Below are 18,875 nucleotides of genomic sequence, written 5' to 3'. Positions count from 1 at the left end.
CGCCCGACCCTGAACAGCCCCGCTGTACACATCAGTTGGCGGCGCGAATTTCCGCAACAAAGCTTTCCATTTGAGCAAGCGGCATGTACCCGCGCGCCATGGTGTCCCCGATCACGAAGGCCGGGGTGCCGGTGATTTTCAGACGGCGGGCCAGTGCATGGTTTTCGCCCAGGATCTCGTCCACCCGCGCGGACGCCATCCCCTCGGCAATCGCCTTGCCATCCAGCCCCAACCCATCCGCCGTGGCGATCAGGTTTTCGATATTGGCCGATCCACGCAGGGAAATCAGCTCGTGGTGCAGCTTGTCATACGCCTCTTCCCCAAGCAATTGTTGGGCAGACACCGCAAAGCGCGCCGAATTCAGGCTGTCCTCACCCAGGATCGGGTATTCCTTCAGGATCAGCTTGATATTGCCGTCTTTCTCCAAAAGCTCCGTCACCTCGTCATAGGCCTTGCGGCAATACCCGCAGCGATAATCCACAAATTCCACAATGGTCACATCACCATCCGGATTGCCCGCGACATGGGAATAGCCATCATTGAACAGCGCCTCGGCATTCACCTTGACCAGTTCCAGATCATCCATGGCCGCCTGTGCGGCCTGACGTTCCTCAAGCACGCTGACCGCTTCCATGATGACCTCGGGGTTGTCCAGCAGATAGGCCCGCACCTCATCGCGAAAGGCCTGGCGCTCGGCGTCGCTCATGCTGGTCAGGTCAAGCGCCGACGCGGGCATCGCGGCCCCGATCAGCAGGGCGGATGTCAGGGCCATCTTACGGATGGTGGTAATGCGGTTCATGGAACTCTCTCTTTGTTGAAACGAGTGTTCTCTCCGACATAGGCGATTGCGCAAGGCGGGCCAAGCCCACAGGTGGACTTGGGCGATCAAACAAGCGAGAGGTCGCGCGGCAGATTGTCCCGGCCCCGTGACGGATTTCAAAGGGCTGCCCGGTTGACTTTCAATCGGGCGCACGGCACCAGACGGATCAAACCGGTTCATTTCCCGAGGATAAAATGCGCAAATCGACCCGTGGCCAGGTGGCCCCCTTCATCGTGATGGATGTGATGGAAGCGGCCCGTGCCGCCGAGGCACAAGGACGCCATATCATTCATATGGAGGTGGGTCAGCCAGCCACACCGGCCCCCCGCGCCGCACGAGAGGCCTTGGTGGCAGAGATGGAAAAAGACGCGCTGGGGTATACGGTGTCCCTGGGCCTTCCCGAACTTCGCGAAGGCATCGCAAGCCTTTATAAAGATTGGTATAATGTCGATCTGGATCCGGCCCGAGTTGTGATCACACCGGGCAGCTCTGGCGCCTTTATCTTGGCCTTTTCCGCGCTGTTTGACGCGGGCGACAAGGTGGGGCTGGGCGAACCCGGCTATCCATCCTATCGTCAGATCCTGAAAGCGATGAGCATCGAGGCGGTGGGCCTGCAGACCGCGCCCGAGAACCGCTATCAGCCAGTTCCGTCCGACATTCCTGCCGGGCTGCAGGGGATGCTCACCGCCTCGCCGGCCAACCCGTCAGGCACCATGCTGGACCATGCGGCCCTGGAGGCGCTGATCGGCACCTGCCACGATCAGGGCACCAGCTTTATTTCGGACGAGATTTATCACGGGCTGCAATATGATGGGCGAGCGGTGTCGGCGCTGGAGGTGTCAGACGATATATATGTGATCAATTCCTTCTCGAAATACTTCTCGATGACCGGCTGGCGCGTGGGCTGGATGGTGGTGCCCGAGGATCACATTCGCCATGTGGAGCGCATTGCCCAGAACATGTTCATCTGTGCCCCACATGCGAGCCAAATCGCCGCCATTGCCGCGCTGAATTCACGTGAGGAACTCGACGCAAACCTTTCTACTTACGCGGAAAATCGGCGCATTCTGACCGAAGAGCTGCCCAAAATCGGCTTTGGTAAATTTGCCCCTGCGGATGGTGCGTTTTACATCTATTGTGATGTGAGCGAGCACACCGAAGACAGCCTGGGTTTTGCGGCAGAGATCCTTGAAAAGGCGGGGGTTGCGGTGACGCCGGGGCTTGATTTCGATCCACGCCGGGGCGCGCAGACCCTGCGGTTTTCCTATGCGCGCTCGACAGCGGATATCAAAGAAGGTGTCGCCCGACTGGCAGCCTTCATGGCGGACCGCAAAGGATCAAATTGAGGGGTTAAACGGACAGCGCCTTGCCGAACACCCGCCCAATACGGCTGATCCCGTCGGTATATTCCTGATAGGTGGTGGCGTTGGATTTCACCCCATCCAGCGCATCCAACATAGTCTTGGCCAGATCCAGCGCCGGAATGTCCAGATCGATCCGCCCCGCTTTGGCTTGCTCGTCAAACCAGGTGGCCAGAACCGCAGCCAGATCGGCCATGCCCCGGGCCACCTCTGCCTCGGCGGCGGAGGTTTTCACCTCCATCAACTCATGCCCGTGCGGCGAGTTGAACAGCGCCTCCATCCCTGCCCCGCCTTTGGCCAAAAGCGCGGCGACCAGCGTATCCGTGACCGGGCGCGCCGGATCGCGGGCCAGTTCGGCGCGCATGTCCTGCACCGCCTGCGTAAAGAACACCACCACAAGGCGACAGAACAGATCCTGCTTGTTCTTGAAATGCAGATAAAGCGCCGCGCGCGACATGCCGGCGGCCTTGGCAATATCTTCCATCGACGACCGGCGAAACCCGTACAGGCGAAACACCTCAAGCGCAGCCATGAAAATGGTCGTTTGCTTTTGGTCGATTTCGGGTGCGTTGGCGGCGATGAACTCAGTGATTTTCTCAGCGGCAGAACTCATCGTTTCATACTGACAGATTTATCACATTTTGTCAATTGACTTACTGACAATTTGCACCCACTTTGTCATTGAGTAAAAGCCGTCACACAGCGATACGCGCGACTGCGACGCGCAGATTGCCAACGCCACCCCAAAGGGAGGACTGCACATGCCCCATGACCTGACCATCAATGGCAAGACCCACAAGGTTGAGCTGCCCGGCGAGGTGCCTTTGCTTTGGGTGCTGCGCGATGAGATCGGCCTGACCGGCACCAAATTCGGCTGTGGCGTGGCCGCCTGTGGTGCCTGCACCGTGCATGTGAACGGCGAGGCCGTGCGCTCGTGTCAGGTGGCGCTGGAAGATGTGGACGGACCTGTGACCACCATCGAGGGTCTCGGCACGCCGCAGATGTTAAGCGTTTTGCAACAGGCCTGGATCACCCATCAAGTGGCGCAATGCGGATATTGCCAGTCGGGTCAGATCATGCAGGCCGCCAATCTGTTGACGGAAAACCCAACCCCGACCGATGACGAAATTGACGACGCGATGTCAGGAAACCTGTGTCGCTGCGGCACCTATCCGCGCATCCGCGCCGCCATTCATGACGCGGCCAAGCAGATGGAGCTGTCGTAACATGGGCAAGCTGAAAACCTTTACCCGCCGCGCCTTTCTGGTCAGCTCTGCCGCCGTCGCGGGCGGTGTTGCCTTTGGGGCCTATAAACTGGCCGAAACGCCGGACAATCCAATCGCGCAAGACGATGGCGCGCTGAACCCTTGGGTGATGATCAACCAGGACGGTGTGACCATCATCACCCCTCGGGCCGAGATGGGGCAAGGGGTGATGACCACGCTGGCCGCCCTCGTCGCAGAAGAGCTGGACGTGGATCTGGACGCGGTCAATGTTCTGCACGGCCCCGCGGCCAAAGCCTATTACAACGCAGCGGTCACGGCGGATCGCCATTACACGGTCAGTCAGGATCCGGCACCCAATGGCTGGGGGCACAGCATCGCTCAGGCCTTTCCGAAACTGCTGTCGCTGCAAATCACCGGCGGCTCGACCACCACTTTGGATGCGTTTGACCGGATGCGACAGGCCGGGGCCTCGGCCCGCGCGACCCTATTGCAGGCCGCCGCCAACCGATCAGGTTTGGGTGTTGATCGGTTGAAAACCGATGGCGGGTTTGTGGTGACACCGGATGGCACGCGCATTCCTTACGCTGATCTGGCACCCGCAGCGGCCGCATTGAAACCGGAACAGGACCCACGCCTGAAACCCCCGTCCGAATGGCGCTATCTGGGCAAAAGCCAACCCCGCAAGGACCAGCCTGCGAAGGCCACAGGCACCGCCGGGTTTGGCATTGATGTGCGCCTGCCGGGGATGAAATTTGCGTCCGTCCGCATGTCGCCCCGTTTGGGCGGTGGCATGGTCGCTTTTGACGCCAGCGCAGCAGAAGCCATGCCCGGGGTCGAGAAGGTGGTGGATCTGGGCGCCGGCGTGGCGGTGATCGCAACCAACACATGGCTGGCCATCGAAGCGGTGAACGCCATTGATGTCACCTGGGAAGACGCCCCCTACCCCGCTGAAAACGAAGCGATTTTCGACAAAATCGAAGCGGCATTTTCGACGGATCCAAATGTCACCCTGCGCGATGATGGCAATGCCGACATTGCCTTTGCCGGGGCTGCCATTTCTGCCGAATACCGCGTGCCCTATTTGGCCCATGCAACGATGGAACCGATGAATTCCACCGTGTTGATCAAGGAGGACAAGGTCGAGGTCTGGTCCCCCAACCAGGCCCCCGTGCTGGTGCGTGATGCCTGTGCGGCGGCGGCGGATGTGGACCCCGAAAACGTGAGCGTTCATACGCCCTTCCTCGGCGGCGGTTACGGACGCCGCGCCATGGTGGATTACGCCGAGATCGCCACCCGGGTGGCAATGGCCTTGCCCGGCGTGCCGGTTCAAACCACCTGGTCGCGCGAAGAAGACATGCGCCATGATTTCTATCGCCCCGGCGCGATTGCGCGGATGAGCGCCACGCTGGACGGCGAGCGCATTGCCGCACTGGACGGCCAGATGGCCGCGCCCTCGATCATGAAGCAACTGCTGACCAACATGCTTGGCGTCGAAATGAACCCGGCGGACAACACGCTGACCGAGGGGGCGCATGACCAGCCCTACGCGATCCCCAACCAACGCTTCCGAGGCCATGCGGCGGATGTGGCGATCCCGGTGGGGTTCTGGCGATCCGTCGGGGCCAGTCAGAACGCGTTTTTCCACGAAAGTTTCATTGACGAACTGGCCCACGCGGCTGGGGTGGATCCGCTGGAGTTTCGCCTGCGCCACATCCGCCCGGAACACGCGCCCTCGGCCACGGTATTGGAAACCGTGCGCGACATGGCGGGCTGGACGGGAAGAACGCCCGACGGGGTTGGGCGCGGCGTGGCCTTCACCTTCAGTTTCGGCACAGCCGTGGCTGAGGTGGTTGAGCTGCGGCGCGATGAGGACGGGCTGATCCGGATGAGCGATATGTGGATTGCCGCGGATCTGGGCACGGTGCTGGACCCGTTGAATGTCGAGGCGCAGCTGACCGGCGGGGCAATCTTTGGCTTGTCCGCCGCCCTACACGGCCAGATCACCTTTTCGGACGGGATGGCAGAGCAGGAAAACTTTCCCGATTACGATGCCCTTCGGATGCGCAACACACCGCGTTTTCATGTGAAACTTCTGCAAAATATGGAGCGGATGGGCGGTGTCGGGGAGCCGGGCACGCCCCCTGCGGCCCCGGCGCTGGCCAATGCGCTCTATGACCTGACCGGCACCCGCGCGCGCCGCTTGCCGCTGATGGATCAGTTCCGCTTTCTGACCTGATGGAACCGCGCCCAAGGCGCTCGCGCAGAGATTGTTTTCTACAAGAAACCGCCTGAATCCCCTTGGATTTGGGCGGTTTTTCCGTGAATTGATTTAATTTTGCCCAAATTTGGACCGAATTTTCCGCGATTTGAGAACAATCAGCCGAATTGTGCAGCGGGCCACCCCCCGCACGCGCCGGCCCAACCCGTTTGACGCAAAGACCGCAAGAGCAGCCCATGGCGACGTATGATGTAGAGTTTTACGACACCGACCCCCTGAACATCTTAGGGTCGACAGTTGGCGCCACCGTGTCGTGGAGCGGCCCGGCCACGGCTGTGGGCTCTGCCACCATCACCGATAATGAAGCGGGCATCGAGGGGTTGACGCTGGATGGGGATGATGGCGGCGGGGAAACCGCAACCGCCGATGTGACGATCGGGACGGACACGTCCACAGGCGCGGCCGTCGAGGCGGAAGAGGTCTGGACCCTGCGTGACACGGTCACCGGCGAAGAGTTTCAGGTGGCCACCTTCCACGTGTTGTCGGGGGGGGCGGCCGGCTACCACACCATGTCCGAAGTGCCCCTTATCGTGGGGCGCGATTACGAAGTTCTGGACTATGATACCAGCCCCGATGCCTCGGCCGGGGACATTGCCTTCACCTATTCCGATCAGTTTCTGGGCGATGATCTGGTGGAGGGCACCGATGGCAACGACGTCATTGACGCAAGTTATTCCGGCGACCCGGAAGGCGATGCGATTGATGACGGTCATGGTTCTGGCGCCTCTGGTCAGGGGGATGAGGTCGAAGCGGGTGGTGGCGATGACACGGTTCTGGCGGGGGCGGGCGATGACCTGATCTATGGCGACTTCGGTCACCCCGACACACCCCTGTCCACCGAAGAGGTCCTGGACTGGACCGATCAGGGCGGCGATGGCACCGACTTGTCTGGCGGGTTCACCCAGAACACCGGTGACATTGATGTGACGGTCGGCTTCACGGATCCGGGCAACAACGCCACCACCTTCGCAGTGGAAACCGGCAATACGCAATATGTCGGCTCCGACGGCTACGATACCAACTCTGCAGGGCGTCTGTACGGCAACGGGGATGCGGAAACCGCTGTTCTGACGGTCGACTTCGCGGCTGCAACCGGGGCGAATGTGACCGGAGAGGTGACCGATGTGTCCTTCCGGATCAACGATCTGGATGCGGTGGTGGGAAATCACATCGACCAGATCACGATCACCGCCTTTGATGCGGATGGCAATCCGGTACCTGTCATCCTGACCGGCGGCAGCGGCATTCTGATCAGCGGCAACTCGGCCACCGGCAATGGCAACTACGAAACCTCAAGCCCTGAAGCCTCTTTGCTGGTGGAAATTGCTGGCCCTGTGTCGCAGATCATCATCGAATATGCCAATGGCGACACTGTCACCCATGCGGTGGATATCACCGACATTCATTTCACCCCGATCCCCGAAGGCGGCAATGACAGCCTGGACGGCGGTGCAGGCAATGACACGATTTACGGCGAAGACGGCGATGACACGCTGATCGGCGGCGCAGGTCAGGATGCGCTTTATGGCGGTGACGGGGCCGACAGCTTTTCCCTTGGGGCGGGCGATACGGCCGAAGGTGGCTTTGGGTCGGACACGTTCGATCTGGATCTGACCGATGCGCTGGACGGGTCGGGCCCCACCATCACCGTGGATGGCGGCGAAGATGCCGATGACAGTGACGTGGACACGCTGGATCTGAACGGGCTGGTCAATGACTGGTCGGATGTGGTGTTTGACGCGGGCAATTCGGAAAACGGCACCGCGACCCTGACCGACGGCACGATTGTCAACTTCTCCAACATCGAGAACCTGATCATTTGCTTCACCCGGGGCACACGGATTGAAACGCCCTACGGCCCCCGCCGCGTGCAGGATCTGCGCCCCGGCGACATGGTGATCACGCGCGATAACGGCGCGCAACCGCTGCGTTGGGTCGGCTCAAAATCTGTTGTTGGACGGGGGGATATGGCCCCGATCCGTTTCGCCAAAGGCGCCTTTGGCAACGACCGCGCGCTTTTGGTCAGCCCGCAGCACCGCATGGTCCATCAAAGCGTGGACACCCGGCTTTTGTTTGATCAAAGCGAGGTTATGATCCCGGCCAAGCATCTGATCAACGGGCATACCGTCACCCGCGAAGACCGCAATGAGGTGACGTATTTCCACCTGCTGTTTGATCAGCATGAGGTGGTGTTTGCCGAAGGGGCCCCGACCGAGAGCTTTCATCCCGGGCATCAGGGGCTGGCCGCTGTCAGCGACGCATCACGCGAAGAGTTGTTTCAGCTGTTTCCCGAGCTGCGCGCCGCCCCGAATTCTTATGGCCAGACCGCACGGATGGTGTTGCGGGGCTATGAGACCCGCGCGTTGAACCTTGCGGCATAACCAATCGGTCCGGCACAGAGCGGACCCACGTTAACCACTGGTATTTATATAAAATAGTCAACAGAAATCTCTTCCCGACCTTTTGGGTGGGCGGAGTGATTCAGGCTTTCTTACCACTTCCCGGTCATGATGCTCCGGCAGCTGTGGGGCTGTAGGCGCAATTGCGTGAAGGTGGGAAAACACAATGCCGATCGGCTATCTTGTACAACTTGGTGACGGTTCGCTTGACGCTGGGGATACGATTCCCAGCTCGCTTATCGATTTCACTGCTGACAGCTCTCTTGGTGGCGGCAGCTGGAGCTGGAGCGGGACATATGGGGGCCAGACCTATACCGATGAGGTGGAAACGGGGACGTATTATCTTGGAAGTGACGGAAACGTTTACTTCGTCTCAGATTATGGTCCCGCCGACACGGTCAGCTCGGCCTCTGTCATATCCGCACCAAGCTATACGAGTTACGACAATGTTCTGACAGGTGGCGACGGCAATGACGTCATTGACGACACCTTTACGGATGAAGATGGCGAACAGGTGGATGGCGGCGATGGCGCTGCGGGTGACAATAATGATGTGATTGATGCAGGCGGCGGGGATGATCAGGTTGCCGCCGGGTTTGGCAGTGATACCATCTATGGCGGCAGCGGGTCTGACACGGTCGAGGGGGGCGGTGGCGATGACGTCATTCAAGGGGACGGCAATCTATCCGGCGACACCCCAGCCCCCGTTTCGATCAACGAAGGGAATTTCAGCGATACGTCAAACGGCTATACCGTTACGGCGCAAAATGTCGAAGGGGGGGCGCTGACCTCAGCCAGCTCTGCCAATATCTCAACCTATGCCGGGGGGGGATTTGGGGCCAGCGGGACGATATCGGACAGCGACAGTGCGGTCACGTCGCAGATTGGCTATGATCTGGCCTCGGGCCTGTCGGAAAACGTCACGGTTTCGCTTGATGGCGAGGCAAGTGAGGCCAGTTTCAGCTTTGCCGATCTTTATACCTCCAGCTATGGCGAAGTGGGGCATTGGGCGGTCTACAATGACGGCGTCCTGGTGGCCGAAGGGGATTTCACCGAACAGGGATCGGGCAGCGGCAATGGCACAATCACCATTTCCGGTCATGGTAATTTTGATGAAATCAAATTTACGGCCAACCCCCAAACCGATGGGACCGACGGGTCCGACTATCACCTGACCAATGTCACCTTTACCCCTGTGCCAGACCCTTCGCAGGGCGGACATGACAGCCTGTCCGGGGGGGACGGCAATGACCTGATCCAGGGCGACGGTGGCAATGACACTTTGTCCGGGGATGCCGGGCAAGACACGCTGGAGGGCGGCGAAGGCGATGACCTTCTGCATGTCGGGGCCGGAGACACGGCAGGCGGCGGCACGGGATCGGATCGGTTTGAGCTGGACCCCACCGATGCGCTGGATGGCTCTGGCGGGACCATCACATTGGATGGCGGCGAGGACAGCGACGATCTGGACACGGACATCCTTGATCTGAACGGGTTGGTGGATGATTGGTCTGATGTCAGCATCAGCACAACAGACCCCGAAAGCGGCACCGCCACGCTCAGCGACGGAACGGTGGTCACCTTCAGCAATATGGAGCAGATCATCATCTGCTTTGCCCGCAATACCCGGATCGACACGCCGTTCGGGCCGCGCCCGGTACAGGATCTGCAGCCCGGCGATCTGGTGATCACCCGCGATCACGGCCTGCAACCGGTGCGATGGATCGGTGCCCGCTCGGTTGTGGGTAAGGGCCGCTTTGCCCCGATCCGGATATGCAAGGGGGCCATTGGCAACAGCCGTGCCCTGCTGGTCAGCCCCCAGCATCGGATGCTTTATGGGGGGGGCGACGCCAATCTGATGTTTGGACAAGACGAAGTGTTGATCCCCGCCAAACATCTGGTGGACGCGAGGCGGATCTATCGCGAGGTCCGGCCAGAGGTCACCTATTATCACCTGCTCTTTGACCGGCATGAGATCATCTTTGCCGAAGGCGTCCCGAGTGAGAGCTTTCACCCGGCAGAGCCTGTGCTTGATGGACTGATCAACGAAACGCGCGAGGAGCTTTTTGCCCTTTTTCCTGAGCTCAGGTCCGCACCGTCCCGCTATGGCCCAACCGCGCGTCGGGTGTTGAAAGAATTTGAAGCCCGGCTGATCTGTCAGGCGTCCTGACGCCAGATATCAGCTGGTTTTCCGGGTTTTCCATTCCCGCGCCGCATCGCCGAAAGCCTCGAACAACATGCGCGACACCGGATCTTCGGCTGCCTTGTATTCCGGGTGCCATTGAACCGACAGGGTGAACCCCGGCGCGTCCTTGATATAAATCGCCTCAGGCGTTCCGTCATCGGCATGGCCTTCGATCACCACGCGGGGGCCTGCCGTCTTGATCCCCTGCCCGTGCAGCGTGTTGGTGCGCACCTGCGTGGATCCCAGCACCTTATGAAACACTCCGCCCGCGTCGAAATGCACGTCATGGCGGATTTCAAATTTCTCGTCCAGCGTACCGTCCGGGGGCATCCGGTGGTTCATGCGCCCGGGCAGGTCGCGAATTTCGGGGTAAAGCGTGCCGCCCATGGCCACGTTCACCTCTTGAAAGCCGCGGCAAATGCCGAAAAACGGCTGACCACGCTCCACGCAGGCGCGGATCAGCGGCAGGGTGATCGCGTCGCGGCAGCGATCAAACTCGCCATGGGCATCCGTGGGGTCTTCGCCGTATTCTTCCGGATGCACATTGGGACGCCCGCCGGTGAAGAGAAATCCGTCGCAGACCTCCAGAAGCTCCTCCACGCTGACAAAATCGGGGTGGCTGGGCACAATCAGCGGCAGGCACTGCGACACCTGGCTGATCGCTTCGGAGTTCATCGTCCCGCCCGCGTGGGTCGGGTATTGATCGTTCAGAATATAGGAATTGCCGATGATGCCGATGACGGGGCGGGTCATATCTGCTCCGAGTTGGTGAATGTTGCGCGTCCTGTTGCTGATAACAGATTGGAAACCACGGGCGAACCCCTGTTGACCGGGAAGTGAGGCGACGCGACGTGGGGTCAACCAGAGGCCAAATCCGGGCTGCGTCGTGGGTTGGGCACAACAACCACCAAGGCCCGGCTGGGTTGTGTGCCCTCGGCGTTTTCGTACCCATGTTCGTAATCCGCATCGAAATAGAACGCATCCCCCTTGGATAGGCAACGGCGTGCCCCATGGATGGTCAGGGTCAGCGTCCCTGACAGCACATAGACCAGCTCCATCCCTGCGTGGGCGTGGGGTTTTGAGGGATTGGCCCCCGCCGGGAACTCTGCCAGATAAGCCTCCATCACCCGATCGGGCACTGGAAAATCGAGGCTTTCGAACAGATAGCTGACACCGTCCGGCCCCTCGATTGGCAGTTGAATGCGGTCATCTGCCTTCACATGAACGGCAACCGGCATGGCATCATCTGGTGTGAAAAAATGATCCAGCCCCACCCCAAATACCATGGCGATGCGCACCAAAGTGGGCAGCGTCGGCACGACAACGCCACGTTCCAGCTTTGACAGCATCCCCGCCGACAGGCCGGTATGTTCCCCCAACTGAGCCAACCCCAGACGTTTATCCGTGCGCAATTGGTGGATTTTCGGACCGATTCGATAGGCGTCGATCTGGTCGATCAGCGTGTCAGACAGCATGTTTTTGCTCCTTTTTTGCACCTGGTCTTGCGTCTTGGGAAAATCTGCCCGGTGGATTTTTCACCTAATTTCAAAATTGTTCATCTCACGAAAGCGTGTGTTGAGATTCAGCTGTTTTCACATCATTCAATATTTATTCACCAAACGCAAATCGACTGAAAGGAAGATCTGAAATGCCCCTCAACCTGCCCACCATGAAAGACATGACCCTGGCCCTGACCCTTGGTCTTGCTCCGCTGGCTGCTGCCCCTGCATTTGCAGGGGATAATGGTTCCGATATCGTGGAAACCGCAGTTTCTGCCGGATCGTTTTCAACCCTGGCCGCCGCGCTGGATGCGGCTGGTTTGGTTGACACCTTGAAGGGCGACGGCCCGTTCACAGTGTTCGCGCCCACCGACGAGGCCTTTGCCGCCCTGCCCGAGGGCACGGTGGACACGCTGCTGAAGCCGGAAAACAAAGACCAGCTGACCGCGATCCTGACCTATCACGTGGTCCCAGGCAAAGTGATGGCCGCCGATGTGATCAAGCTTGATGCCGCGACCACCGTGAACGGCGTTGACGTCACCGTCGATGCGTCGGGCGACATGGTCAAGATCAACGGCGCCACCGTGACCGCCGCTGATGTGGGGGCCAGCAATGGTGTGATCCATGTGATCGACCAAGTCCTCATCCCCGAGAGCTGACCCCTGCTGTGTCGCACCCTGCCCCGGCGGGGTGCGGCCGTTTTCAGGCCGCAGGTCAGACCTCGCTGATGTGTGGCCTAGCCCTCCGCGGTCAGGCCCACCGCCGCAATCCCGGCAGCCCCTGCCAGTAGATCGTTTTCAGACGTGTCACCCGTCACCCCCACGGCACCGACGACATCCCCCGCCGCATCACGCACCAGAATGCCACCCGGCACGGGCACCAGACGCCCGTTGTAAGCTCCGTTTGCGGCGAGGATGAAATAGCTTTGCGCCTCGGCCCGGTCGCGCTGCGCCGTGCCGCCGATCCCCAACATGATCGAGCCATAGGCCTTGCCCTGCGCAATATCGAACCGGCCCGGGGGCGCGCCCTCGCCGCGTTCAAAGGCCATCACATGCCCGCCCGCATCCACCACGACAACTGACAGGGGCTTCATCCCCTCGGCCAAGCCTTTTTCTTTCGCGACGCGAATAATGTCGCGCGCCTGATCCACGGTGAGTGTCATTGTTTTCCCCATACATTTATCTGGCATTTAACTGGCACTTAACTGGAACTGACCCTTAACGGGTCCGTTCCGCTTTCAACGCACGGCGTCGCGCGTGAAGCACCGGTTCGGTATAGCCTGACGGCTGTGCCCGCCCCTTAAAGACAAGGTCGCACGCGGCCTGAAAGGCCTGCCCGTCAAAGCCGGGCGCCATTGGGCGATAGGCGGCATCACCGGCGTTTTGCGCGTCCACAATTGCGGCCATTTTCTTCATCGCCGCCATCACCTCGTCTTCGCTGACCACCCCGTGATGCAGCCAGTTCGCCAGGGCCTGCGAGCTGATCCGGCAGGTGGCGCGATCTTCCATCAGGCCCACATCATGAATGTCCGGCACTTTGGAACAGCCGACGCCCTGGTCGACCCAGCGCACCACATACCCCAAAATGCCCTGCGCATTGTTTTCCACCTCTTCGCGGATTTCACCCTCGGACCAATTGGCGCCCTCGGCCACCGGGATGGTCAATAGATCCTCCAACGTGCCACGGGCGCCGCCCTCGGCCAGCTCGCCCTGCCGTGCCAGCACATCGACCTGATGGTAGTGCGTCGCGTGCAACGTGGCGGCGGTTGGGCTGGGCACCCAGGCGCAGGTGGCCCCCGCCATCGGGTGACCGATTTTCTGGTCCAGCATGTCGGCCATCCGGTCGGGCATGGCCCACATCCCCTTGCCGATCTGCGCCCTGCCCTTCAGCCCGCAGGCCAACCCAATATCCACATTGCGGTCCTCGTAAGAGGCAATCCACTTCGCCCCTTTCATGTCGCCTTTGCGGATCATCGGCCCCGCTTCCATCGCGCTGTGGATCTCATCCCCGGTGCGATCCAGAAAACCGGTGTTGATAAAGGCCACGCGGTGCTTGGCGGCGCGGATACATTCCTTGAGGTTCACCGACGTGCGGCGCTCTTCGTCCATGATGCCCAGTTTCACGGTGTAGCGCGGCAGGCCCAAAACCGCTTCGACACGGGTGAAGATCTCATCCGCGAAGGCCACCTCTTCGGGCCCGTGCATCTTGGGTTTCACCACGTAAACCGACCCGGTCAGCGAATTGCCATCGGGGCGCGACAGGTCATGCATGGCAATGAGCGTGGTGATCATCGCATCCATCAGCCCTTCGCCGATTTCATCCCCCTCGGCGGTCAGGATCGCGGGGTTGGTCATCAGGTGGCCAACATTGCGCACCAGCATCAGCGCGCGCCCTTTCAGGGTCAGCTTCTGGCCATCGGCACCGATATAGGCGCGGTCTGGGTTCATGCGGCGGGTGATCGTCTTGCCACCCTTTTCAAACCGGTCTTCCAGATCGCGGCGCATCAGGCCCAGCCAATTGGCATAGGCCAGCACCTTGTCCTCGGCATCCACGGCGGCAACGCTGTCTTCGCAATCCATGATCGTGGACACCGCACTTTCAAGGATCACGTCAGAGATATGGGCCGGATCATCCTCGCCGATGGGATGAGAGGGGTTCACACAAACAATCACGTGCAAGCCATTGTGTTTGAAGACAAACTCCGACCCGTCCGCAGCAAATCCCGCAAAGGCCGCGGGATCGGTCAGCGACGCGGTGCCGGTCTTGGTCGAGATCACCAGACCGTTTTGCGCAGACAAGCCAGTGACATCTGCCCAACCGGCGCCCTTCAGCGGCAATGCGCTGTCAAGGAAGTCTTTCGCCCAGCCAATCACGCGCGCTCCACGGGCCGCGTCATATCCCGCCCCCTCCGGCAAATCGCCCATCGCGTCGGTGCCATAGAGCGCATCATAAAGGCTGCCCCAGCGCGCATTGGCCGCGTTCAGCGCGAACCGGGCGTTCATGATCGGCACCACCAATTGCGGCCCCGGCGTCGTGGCAATCTCGGCGTCCACATTGATGGTTTCCACCTGAAAATCCGGGCCTTCTGGCACCAGATAGCCAATGTCGCGCAAAAACGCCTCATACGCGGCCAGATCGTGGGGCAGGCCTTTGTGGGCCATATGCCAGCCATCCAACTGACGTTGCATATCGGCGCGTTTTTCCAAAAGCGCGCGGTTTTTCGGCGTGAGGTCAGCGACCATTTCGGCGAAGCCGGACCAGAAGGCATTTGCGTCGACGCCCGTGCCGGGCAGCGCCTTGCCCTCGATGAAATCAGCCAGGTCTTGCGCCACGGTCAATCCGGCGCGGGTGATGGTGTCAGCCATGAAGTACCTCCTACGTTGCGTCATAGACGCGGGGCGTGTCGACGCGTGTTTCAGATAGGAAACATCAGTGCGCCCCCGTATACAACCGAGTTCCTCATCGGGTCGGTCAAGGAAAACTGAACCGACGGATCAATCGCACCATCCTGACCTTCAAAGTGATGCGATACTGCAGTTGGAACCGGCGATTTCACGGTGCCCCGGCCAGATCGCTCCTCCCCTTCATCCCCACCTTGCGGCCCCCTCGCGGGCCGATTACGTTAGCGCCAACCACAGAACAAAGGGCGTTCCCCATGACCGATCAAACCCCGCAGAAAATCTATCTCGCCGATTACACCCCGCCCGCCTTTCTGGTCGAGCAGGTCGAGCTGACCTTCAAACTGAACCCGACCGCCACGCGGGTCCTGTCAAAGATCCGGTTTGCGCCCAACCCGGCGGCGAAAAGCAAAGATTTTTTCCTTCATGGCGAACATCTTACCCTGATTTCTTCACGTATTGACGGTACGGATGCCCGCCCTGAGATCGTCGATGGCGGGCTGCGGTGTGTTGTTCCCGATGCGCCCTTCACCTGGGACGCCGAGGTGGAAATCAACCCGGAGGCCAACACCGCGCTGGAGGGGCTTTACATGTCAAACGGCATGTATTGCACCCAGTGCGAGGCCGAAGGGTTTCGCCGCATCACATTTTACCCCGACCGCCCCGACGTGATGGCGCCGTTCAAGGTGCGGATCGAAGGGGGCGAGCCGGTGATGCTGTCGAACGGCAACCCGTCAGCCTCGGGTGACGGCTGGGCCGAATGGGATGACCCCTGGCCCAAACCCGCCTATCTTTTTGCGCTGGTCGCGGGCGATCTGGTGGCGCGCGATGACAGCTTTACCACCATGTCCGGCAAAAAGGTCGATCTGAAACTGTGGGTCCGCCCGGGGGATGAGGGCAAGACCGCCTTTGGCATGCAGGCGCTGAAGGACAGCATGACATGGGATGAAGAGGTGTATGGCCGCGAATATGACCTCGATATCTTCCAGATCGTCGCTGTGTCGGATTTCAACATGGGGGCGATGGAAAACAAGGGGCTGAACATCTTCAACACCTCCGCCGTGCTGGCCAGCCCCGACACCTCGACCGACGCGAATTTCGAACGGATCGAAGCGATCATCGCGCATGAGTATTTCCACAACTGGACCGGCAACCGGATCACCTGTCGTGACTGGTTCCAACTCAGCCTGAAAGAGGGGCTGACCGTGTTCCGCGATCAGCAGTTTTCGGGCGACATGCGGTCAAAGGCAGTGTGCCGGATCAATGACGTGATTGCGCTGCGCGGGCGTCAGTTCCGCGAAGACAATGGGCCTCTGGCGCATCAGGTGCAGCCCGACAGTTTTGTGGAGATCAACAATTTCTACACCGCCACGATCTATGAAAAAGGCGCCGAGCTGATCCGCATGATGAAGACGCTTGTCGGGGATGTGGAATACTATAAGGCGCTCGATCTCTACTTCACCCGGCACGATGGCGAGGCGGCCACGATCGAGGATTGGGTCCGTGTCTTTGAAGACAGCACCGGGCGCGACCTGACCCAGTTCCGTCGCTGGTACAAACAGGCCGGCACCCCGCGCCTGAAGGTGACGGATGACTTCAAAGATGGCACCTACACCCTTCATTTTAAACAAGAAACCCCGCCGACGCCCGGCCAGGAGGATAAGCTGCCGCAGCACATCCCGATCGCGGTGGGCCTGCTGGGTCCCAACGGGGACGAAGTGTTGGGCACGCAGATCCTTGAGATGACCGAGGCCAGGCAGAGCTTTACCTTCGACGGGCTTGGGGCCAAGCCCACCCCCTCGATCCTGCGGCACTTCTCGGCTCCGGTCATTCTGGAGCGTGACAGTTCGGCCGAGGAACGCGCCTTCCTCTTGGCCCATGACACCGATCCATTCAACAAATGGGAAGCCGGGCGCGCCCTGGCGAAAGACGTTTTGATCCGCATCATCACCGGCGAGCGCGCGCCGACCACGGCCTATCTGGACGCGGTCGCCGCGATGTTGCGCGACGACAGCCTGGATCCCGCCTTCCGCGCCCTGGCGATGGGGTTGCCCGGGCAGGATGATCTGGCGCAGACATTGGCCGATGGCGGTGTCACCCCTGACCCGATGGCGATTTACAATGCCCACCAGACCCTGCGTCAGCAGATGGCCGAACACTTGCAGGATCTTCTGCCGCGTCTCAGCGCAGAGATGGCGGTGAGCGCGCCGTTCAAACCCAATGCCGAACAGGCCGGCAAACGCGCTTTGGGTCTGGAAATGTTGAAACTCACCACGCGCCTCGATGGGGGGGCCGCGGCGCAGCAGCAATATGACGCGGCGGACAATATGACCCTGCGACTGGGCGCGTTGGGATGCCTGCTCGAAGCACAAAAAGGCGAGGCGGCGCTGGCCGATTTCCGCACGCGTTTCGAAGGAGATGCGCTGGTGATGGACAAATGGTTTGCCATGCAAGTGGCCCATGGCGCCCCGGATCAGGCCGCCGACATCGCGACCCGCCTGACCGAAGATCCTGATTTCAATTGGAAAAACCCCAACCGGTTCCGCGCGGTCTTTGGCGCTCTGATGATGAACCAGGCAGGGTTTCATGAGGCGAGCGGCAAGGGATATGCGCTCTTTGCTGATTGGTTGATCAAGCTCGACCCGGTCAATGCCCAGATCACCGCGCGCATGACCACCGGGTTTGAAACCTGGCGCCGTTGGGACGCGGACCGCCAGGCATTGATGAAAGCACAGCTGGAGCGGATATTGGCCACAGCAGAGCTGTCAAGCGACACACAGGAAATGGTGGGGCGGATCCTGAACGGGTAACGGATCACCAATCCCTTGGGGGGGCGGCAGATCTCGCCCCCTTCATTTCCTGATCAAAAATATCCCGGGGTGAGACCGCAGGGCGAGGGGCAGAGCCCCTGCCGAGCGAAGCGAGGCCACCGGAAGCGGCCCGAAGCGTAAGCTGAGGGCCTCCCGCCCCCAATACTCATGCCTCAAAACTCATGGGTCAGCTGGGCACACGGCAGTAGGGCTGCGACTGCACCCAGGCGCGCATATCTTCGCGTTTCTTCGCGGAATGGAACGGCCCCCAATCGGCCGCCATGCCCCGCATCCCGCGCGAAACCACCCCGTCACGCGGCACGGTATGGGCCATGATGCGCACGGCACAGCTTAGGTTGGCGGGGCCATCTTTCAACGCCGCCCCACTGCGCGCCTCGCATCCATAGCCACGGGCGGTGCCGGGCAGGATTTGCACCAAACCATACCATTTGCCACCGCCACCAACCGCAGTTTGGCGCCATGTGCTTTCGTGTTTTGCCAAGGTCGACAACATCCCCGCCCAGAACGCATTTCGCCCGGTGGCGGATTGGTTCGGGTAATCCGGGCACCAATCGGCGATATCGGCAGGCACCAGCCCTGCCAGCCCGGCCCCATGGGCCTCCAGCGCCGTCATTGCGGCCGAGGTCCAGGCCGCCCCGTGGTCCAGATGATCCCAGCGCATTGTCAGCGTCGGCTCCGATCGCGATGCCACCATCTCGGTCGTTTCTCCTGACATGCATCCGGAGACCAGAAGAGCAACGGCAAACACCCATTTTTTCATCATCACATCACCCCCAGTGGCGCACAGACAATCCCATCCGCGTGACGTAAGAAAGCTGACCATCATGGGCAAGCCCGCAGCGCGCTGTGGCACGTCATGCGCAAAGCTTTGCCGAAAC

14 protein-coding genes are annotated in these 18,875 nt (G+C 60.6%); 7 read left to right on the top strand and 7 right to left on the bottom strand.

The window, feature by feature from the left end; translation table 11 throughout:
- Positions 1 to 31: 31 nt before the first annotated feature.
- Positions 32 to 799, bottom strand: a complete 768-nt coding sequence (locus tag ACP15V_RS06975; RefSeq protein WP_424942952.1) for a DsbA family protein — start codon at positions 797 to 799, stop codon at positions 32 to 34.
- 215 nt (positions 800 to 1,014) lie between these two features.
- Between ACP15V_RS06975 and ACP15V_RS06970 the strand changes: the two genes are divergently transcribed.
- Complete coding sequence (locus ACP15V_RS06970) at positions 1,015 to 2,166, top strand: pyridoxal phosphate-dependent aminotransferase (RefSeq protein ID WP_424942951.1); 1,152 nt, start codon at positions 1,015 to 1,017, stop codon at positions 2,164 to 2,166.
- Positions 2,167 to 2,170: 4 nt separating this feature from the next.
- Here ACP15V_RS06970 and ACP15V_RS06965 read toward each other — a convergent pair whose 3' ends face one another.
- Positions 2,171 to 2,794 carry a TetR/AcrR family transcriptional regulator gene (locus ACP15V_RS06965; protein WP_424942950.1) on the bottom strand — a complete coding sequence of 208 codons (624 nt, stop codon included), beginning with the start codon at positions 2,792 to 2,794 and terminating at the stop codon, positions 2,171 to 2,173.
- Positions 2,795 to 2,942: 148 nt separating this feature from the next.
- On the opposite strand from ACP15V_RS06965, the gene ACP15V_RS06960 reads away from it, so the two are divergent.
- From ACP15V_RS06960 to ACP15V_RS06945, 4 genes are all read left to right on the top strand, one after another.
- Positions 2,943 to 3,407, top strand: coding sequence for a (2Fe-2S)-binding protein (locus ACP15V_RS06960; protein ID WP_424942949.1), 465 nt, complete (start codon positions 2,943 to 2,945; stop codon positions 3,405 to 3,407).
- A gap of 1 nt (position 3,408) precedes the next feature.
- On the top strand, positions 3,409 to 5,643 hold the full coding sequence (locus ACP15V_RS06955) for a molybdopterin cofactor-binding domain-containing protein (protein ID WP_424942948.1): 2,235 nt from the start codon (positions 3,409 to 3,411) through the stop codon (positions 5,641 to 5,643).
- Positions 5,644 to 5,861: 218 nt separating this feature from the next.
- On the top strand, positions 5,862 to 8,066 hold the full coding sequence (locus ACP15V_RS06950) for a Hint domain-containing protein (protein WP_424942947.1): 2,205 nt from the start codon (positions 5,862 to 5,864) through the stop codon (positions 8,064 to 8,066).
- 184 nt (positions 8,067 to 8,250) lie between these two features.
- The gene (locus ACP15V_RS06945) at positions 8,251 to 10,254 is read left to right on the top strand and encodes a Hint domain-containing protein (protein WP_424942946.1); all 2,004 of its coding nucleotides are present in this window, start codon (positions 8,251 to 8,253) and stop codon (positions 10,252 to 10,254) included.
- A 9-nt stretch (positions 10,255 to 10,263) separates the two neighbouring features.
- Here the strand turns inward: ACP15V_RS06945 and ACP15V_RS06940 are convergent, their stop codons facing one another.
- Entirely contained in the window at positions 10,264 to 11,022 is a 759-nt protein-coding gene (locus ACP15V_RS06940) for a gamma-glutamyl-gamma-aminobutyrate hydrolase family protein (protein ID WP_424942945.1), read from the bottom strand.
- A 104-nt stretch (positions 11,023 to 11,126) separates the two neighbouring features.
- Positions 11,127 to 11,744, bottom strand: a complete 618-nt coding sequence (locus ACP15V_RS06935) for a cupin domain-containing protein (protein ID WP_424942944.1) — start codon at positions 11,742 to 11,744, stop codon at positions 11,127 to 11,129.
- A 203-nt stretch (positions 11,745 to 11,947) separates the two neighbouring features.
- Between ACP15V_RS06935 and ACP15V_RS06930 the strand changes: the two genes are divergently transcribed.
- Positions 11,948 to 12,427 (top strand): fasciclin domain-containing protein, encoded by a 480-nt coding sequence (locus tag ACP15V_RS06930; RefSeq protein ID WP_424943392.1) that lies wholly within the window; start codon positions 11,948 to 11,950, stop codon positions 12,425 to 12,427.
- Between the two features lie 77 nt (positions 12,428 to 12,504).
- Here the strand turns inward: ACP15V_RS06930 and ACP15V_RS06925 are convergent, their stop codons facing one another.
- Positions 12,505 to 12,930 carry a GlcG/HbpS family heme-binding protein gene (locus tag ACP15V_RS06925; protein ID WP_424942943.1) on the bottom strand — a complete coding sequence of 142 codons (426 nt, stop codon included), beginning with the start codon at positions 12,928 to 12,930 and terminating at the stop codon, positions 12,505 to 12,507.
- A 55-nt stretch (positions 12,931 to 12,985) separates the two neighbouring features.
- The gene (locus tag ACP15V_RS06920) at positions 12,986 to 15,133 is read right to left on the bottom strand and encodes a malate synthase G (protein ID WP_424942942.1); all 2,148 of its coding nucleotides are present in this window, start codon (positions 15,131 to 15,133) and stop codon (positions 12,986 to 12,988) included.
- A 290-nt stretch (positions 15,134 to 15,423) separates the two neighbouring features.
- Here ACP15V_RS06920 and pepN point away from each other — a divergent pair, with 290 nt between their 5' ends.
- Entirely contained in the window at positions 15,424 to 17,976 is a 2,553-nt protein-coding gene (pepN, locus tag ACP15V_RS06915; RefSeq protein ID WP_424942941.1) for an aminopeptidase N, read from the top strand.
- A gap of 187 nt (positions 17,977 to 18,163) precedes the next feature.
- Here the strand turns inward: pepN and ACP15V_RS06910 are convergent, their stop codons facing one another.
- Positions 18,164 to 18,760, bottom strand: coding sequence for a transglycosylase SLT domain-containing protein (locus tag ACP15V_RS06910; RefSeq protein ID WP_424942940.1), 597 nt, complete (start codon positions 18,758 to 18,760; stop codon positions 18,164 to 18,166).
- Between the last annotated feature and the right edge of the window lie 115 nt (positions 18,761 to 18,875).

It is taken from the genome of Aliiroseovarius crassostreae (genome assembly GCF_049803815.1).
GTDB classification, from domain to species: domain Bacteria; phylum Pseudomonadota; class Alphaproteobacteria; order Rhodobacterales; family Rhodobacteraceae; genus Aliiroseovarius; species Aliiroseovarius crassostreae_A.
The sequence above is the reverse complement of the archived record's forward strand: the minus strand, read 5'-3'. Positions and strand labels throughout refer to the sequence as shown.

Bases quoted from the DNA above. Each gene is read 5' to 3' on its own strand.
- ACP15V_RS06975 (WP_424942952.1), bottom strand. From the start codon at position 799: ATGAACCGCATTACCACCATCCGTAAGATGGCCCTGACATCCGCCCTG.
- ACP15V_RS06970 (WP_424942951.1), top strand. From the start codon at position 1,015: ATGCGCAAATCGACCCGTGGCCAGGTGGCCCCCTTCATCGTGATGGAT.
- ACP15V_RS06965 (WP_424942950.1), bottom strand. From the start codon at position 2,794: ATGAGTTCTGCCGCTGAGAAAATCACTGAGTTCATCGCCGCCAACGCA.
- ACP15V_RS06960 (WP_424942949.1), top strand. From the start codon at position 2,943: ATGCCCCATGACCTGACCATCAATGGCAAGACCCACAAGGTTGAGCTG.
- ACP15V_RS06955 (WP_424942948.1), top strand. From the start codon at position 3,409: ATGGGCAAGCTGAAAACCTTTACCCGCCGCGCCTTTCTGGTCAGCTCT.
- ACP15V_RS06950 (WP_424942947.1), top strand. From the start codon at position 5,862: ATGGCGACGTATGATGTAGAGTTTTACGACACCGACCCCCTGAACATC.
- ACP15V_RS06945 (WP_424942946.1), top strand. From the start codon at position 8,251: ATGCCGATCGGCTATCTTGTACAACTTGGTGACGGTTCGCTTGACGCT.
- ACP15V_RS06940 (WP_424942945.1), bottom strand. From the start codon at position 11,022: ATGACCCGCCCCGTCATCGGCATCATCGGCAATTCCTATATTCTGAAC.
- ACP15V_RS06935 (WP_424942944.1), bottom strand. From the start codon at position 11,744: ATGCTGTCTGACACGCTGATCGACCAGATCGACGCCTATCGAATCGGT.
- ACP15V_RS06930 (WP_424943392.1), top strand. From the start codon at position 11,948: ATGACCCTGGCCCTGACCCTTGGTCTTGCTCCGCTGGCTGCTGCCCCT.
- ACP15V_RS06925 (WP_424942943.1), bottom strand. From the start codon at position 12,930: ATGACACTCACCGTGGATCAGGCGCGCGACATTATTCGCGTCGCGAAA.
- ACP15V_RS06920 (WP_424942942.1), bottom strand. From the start codon at position 15,133: ATGGCTGACACCATCACCCGCGCCGGATTGACCGTGGCGCAAGACCTG.
- pepN (WP_424942941.1), top strand. From the start codon at position 15,424: ATGACCGATCAAACCCCGCAGAAAATCTATCTCGCCGATTACACCCCG.
- ACP15V_RS06910 (WP_424942940.1), bottom strand. From the start codon at position 18,760: ATGATGAAAAAATGGGTGTTTGCCGTTGCTCTTCTGGTCTCCGGATGC.